The organism is Intrasporangium calvum, from assembly GCF_028446585.1.
Classification (GTDB): Bacteria; Actinomycetota; Actinomycetes; order Actinomycetales; family Dermatophilaceae; genus Intrasporangium; species Intrasporangium calvum_A.
This window is the reverse complement of sequence record NZ_JAPFQL010000144.1, coordinates 1-3,495: the sequence shown is the minus strand read 5'-3', so window position 1 is coordinate 3,495 and position 3,495 is coordinate 1. Positions and strand designations below refer to the sequence as shown.

Here is a 3,495-nt window from a genome sequence, read left to right as displayed (position 1 = left end):
ATGGTGTTCAACCCGGTCCAGACCGACGTCATCTACGAGCCCGCCGACGGCGTGTCCGCCGACGTCGGTTCCGTCGCCGTTCGCGACCTCGTCCTCGTCGGCTCCGGCGACGGCACGGTCGTCGTGTCGGGAGCCGCCTACAACGGCGGCGCCGAGCCGGTGACCCTGCAGGTCGCGCCCCAGGGCGAGGGCGCTGCTGCCGGTTCCGAGGTCCAGGTGCGCCCGCGTGAGCAGCTCACCCTCGCGACCAAGGGGCTGCGGTTCGACGGCCTCGACACCGAGCCCGGCTCGATGCTGCCGGTGGCCGTGACCACCCGCCCCGGCGGCACGGCGGTCGTCAACGTGCCCGTCATTGCCGCGACCGGTCCCTACGCGACGGTGACTCCGGCGCCCGCGCCGACCCCGACGGCGCCCACCACGCCCGCCACGACGACCGCGACCACGGAGCCCACCGCGACGACGACCACCACCGGCTGAACCGCCGGCCGAGACGACGAAAGGACCCCACCGCAGTGGGGTCCTTTCGCATCTCAGCCCGTATGCCGCTGGGCTCGGCCCGCGTCGACGCTCGGTGACGGGCGGCGGGCTTTCAGCTCGCCTCGAACTTGTAGCCCAGGCCGCGCACGGTCACGATGTGCACCGGGTTGGCGGGGTCCGGCTCGACCTTGGCGCGCAACCGCTTGATGTGCACGTCGAGCGTCTTCGTGTCCCCCACGTAGTCGCTGCCCCAGACCCGGTCGATCAGCTGCATCCGAGTCAGGACCCGCCCGGCGTTGCGCAGCAGCATCTCCAGCAGCTCGAACTCCTTGAGCGGCAGGGGTGTGGGCGTGCCGCTGACCGTCACGGTGTGACGCTCGACGTCCATCCGCACCGGGCCGGCCTCGATGGTGGGCGGCAACAGGTCCTCGGGCTCTGCCAGACGGCGGAGGACCGCCTTGACCCGGGCGAGCAGCTCGCGGCTCGAGTAGGGCTTCGTCACGTAGTCGTCCGCACCGATCTCGAGGCCGACGACCTTGTCGATCTCACTGTCCTTGGCGGTCAGCATGATGACGGGCACCGACGAACGCTGACGGAGGGAGCGGCAGACGTCGATGCCGGAGAGGCCGGGCAGCATGAGGTCGAGCAGGACGAGGTCCGCGCCGTTCTTGTCGAACTCGGCGAGCCCGTCGGGGCCGGTCTCGGCCACCGCGACGTCGTAGCCCTCCTTGCGGAGCAGGTAGGACAACGGGTCGGAGAACGACACCTCGTCCTCGACGATCAGGATTCGACTCAAGACTGACCTCTCGTGGATCTGGCCGGGCCGGCCGGGTGGACCTCAACTGGAGCGTACTGGTCCGGTGGCTTCGCACCCCCGGCATCCGCGGCAGCTGCCCGCGGCTCGGCGACGGTGTCGGTGTCGGGGTGGGGGGCCGAGTCCGCCTCAGCGTCCTGGGGCGACACCGTGAAAGCGGCATCGGAGGGCGCAGCCGGTAGGGAGATGGTGAACGTCGAGCCGCGATCGACCTGGGACCACACGGAGACAGTGCCGCCGTGGTTCTCGACGACGTGCTTGACGATCGCCAGGCCCAAGCCGGTCCCGCCCGTCGCCCGCGACCGCGCCGAGTCGACTCGGTAGAAGCGCTCGAAGATCCGCTGCTGCTCCTCCGGGGCGATCCCGAGGCCCTGGTCGGTCACCGCGACCTCGACGACCCGTCCTGGCCGGCGACGGGTCGAGACTCCCACGCGCGTGCCCGCGTCTGAGTAGGCGATGGCATTGCCGATGAGGTTCCCCACGGCGGTCGTGACGAGGTCGCGATCACCCCAGATGAGGCAGTCCCTGTCCGCCTGGACCGCGATCTCGATACCGTGCTCCTCTGCCAGCAGGCGGTAGCGCTCGACGGCGTCCTCGGATGCAGCGCCGACGTCGACGACCGTCGACTCCTTGACGACATCGGCGCCCTGCAGCCGGCTCAGCTCGACGATGTCCTTGACGAGGCTCGACAGCCGCCGCGACTCGACGCCGATGCGCGACGCGAACCGCTGAACTGCCTCCGGGTCGTCGTAGGCGTCGAGGAGCGCCTCGGCCAGCAGGGAGATGCCTCCGACCGGGGTCTTCAGCTCGTGGGAGACGTTGGCGAGGAAGTCGCGTCGAATCTCCTCGACGCGCCGCGCCTGCGAGATGTCCTCGACAAGGAGCAGGACGTGGTCGGCGCCGAGGGGTGCGACGCGGGCGGCCATGACCACCGTGCCCTGACCGATGCCCTTGCGCAGGTCGAGCTCGGCCTCGCGGATCACGCCGTCGCGACGCACGGCCCGCGCCAGATGGAGGAGCTCGGGGTGCACCACCTCCTGTCCCCGGACGAGGCCGTAGGCCACCGCGGCCGGTGAGTTGTTGACGACTTGGTCGGACCGGTCGACGACGATTCCGCTGGACCGAAGCACCGAAAGCACCTCGCCCACACCGGGGGGCAGGTCGGATGGGGCCGCGATGACGGCCTCGTTGCGCCGGGATCGGTCGGTGGCCCGGACGGCAAGGATGGCGACACCGCCGATCCCGAGGCCGACGAAGCCACCCAGAATTGCCGCAGTCGTCGGATCCACGTCTCTCAGATTACGCATCCGTGTGGGAGGCTCGGACCACACGACTGCGCGGCGAGCCGGGACGAAACCGAGTGTTCACCTCTTCGCCGTGATGCATTCACGCGCTGGTGCGACCCTCGCCGAGAGCCCGCCAGTGAACACGAGACGAGGAAGACCATTGCGCGACCAGTTCCACGAGGATCTCGACACCATCACCGATCAGCTCGTCGAGCTGACGCGACTCGCCGGGTCCGCCATCTCGCGCGCCACGACGGCCCTGCTCGACGCTGACGTACAGCTCGCCGAGTCGGTCATCGAGGCCGACAAGCAGCTCGACGAGATCCGGATCAACCTCGACAACCTGTCGATCAACCTGCTGGCCCGCCAGCAGCCCGTGGCGACCGACCTGCGCATCGTGGTCACGGCCATGCACATGAGCTCGGACCTCGAGCGGATGGGTGACCTCGCCCGGCACGTGGCGAAGGTCGCCCGCCTGCGCACGCCCGAGTCGGCGGTCCCCGCGCAGCTGCGGGCTCACATCCTCCAGATGGGTCAGGTGGCCGAGGCGATCGTCGCCAAGTGCGGCTCGATCATCGCGAGCAAGGACGTCGAGGCCGCGGCCGCCCTCGACAAGGACGACGACGCGATGGACGAGCTGCACCGGGAGCTGTTCTCGGTGCTGCTCGACGAGGAGCGGGACCTGCACCGCAGCACCGTCCTCGACCTGGCGCTCATCGGGCGCTACTACGAGCGTTTTGCCGACCACGCCGTGTCCGTCGCTCGCCGCGTCATCTACCTCGTCACCGGGGAGTACGACACCGAGGTGAGCTACGACCACGAAGAGGTCGAGGACGCCGACGTCATCGCGCAGATCGAGCGCAGCAGCTGACCCATCGAAAGAGCAGTTCGCGACACGCCCGCCCCTATCGAAAGAGC

Annotated in this window: 4 protein-coding genes; 2 read left to right on the top strand and 2 right to left on the bottom strand. The window is 69.6% G+C overall.

Annotated features, from left to right (window positions below):
• A partial coding sequence (locus OO014_RS19080; RefSeq protein WP_272463911.1) for a hypothetical protein occupies positions 1-477 on the top strand: 477 nt, incomplete at its 5' end.
• Positions 478-589: 112 nt separating this feature from the next.
• Here the strand turns inward: OO014_RS19080 and OO014_RS19075 are convergent.
• Positions 590-1,273, bottom strand: a complete 684-nt coding sequence (locus OO014_RS19075; RefSeq protein ID WP_272463910.1) for a response regulator transcription factor — start codon at positions 1,271-1,273, stop codon at positions 590-592.
• Complete coding sequence (locus OO014_RS19070) at positions 1,270-2,580, bottom strand: sensor histidine kinase (protein WP_272463909.1); 1,311 nt, start codon at positions 2,578-2,580, stop codon at positions 1,270-1,272. The genes OO014_RS19075 and OO014_RS19070 overlap by 4 nt, the downstream gene beginning before the upstream one ends.
• Positions 2,581-2,737: 157 nt before the next feature.
• On the opposite strand from OO014_RS19070, the gene phoU reads away from it, so the two are divergent.
• Positions 2,738-3,448: a phosphate signaling complex protein PhoU gene (gene phoU / locus OO014_RS19065; RefSeq protein WP_272463908.1), complete on the top strand. Its 711-nt coding sequence runs from the start codon at positions 2,738-2,740 to the stop codon at positions 3,446-3,448.
• The last annotated feature ends 47 nt before the right edge of the window (positions 3,449-3,495 follow it).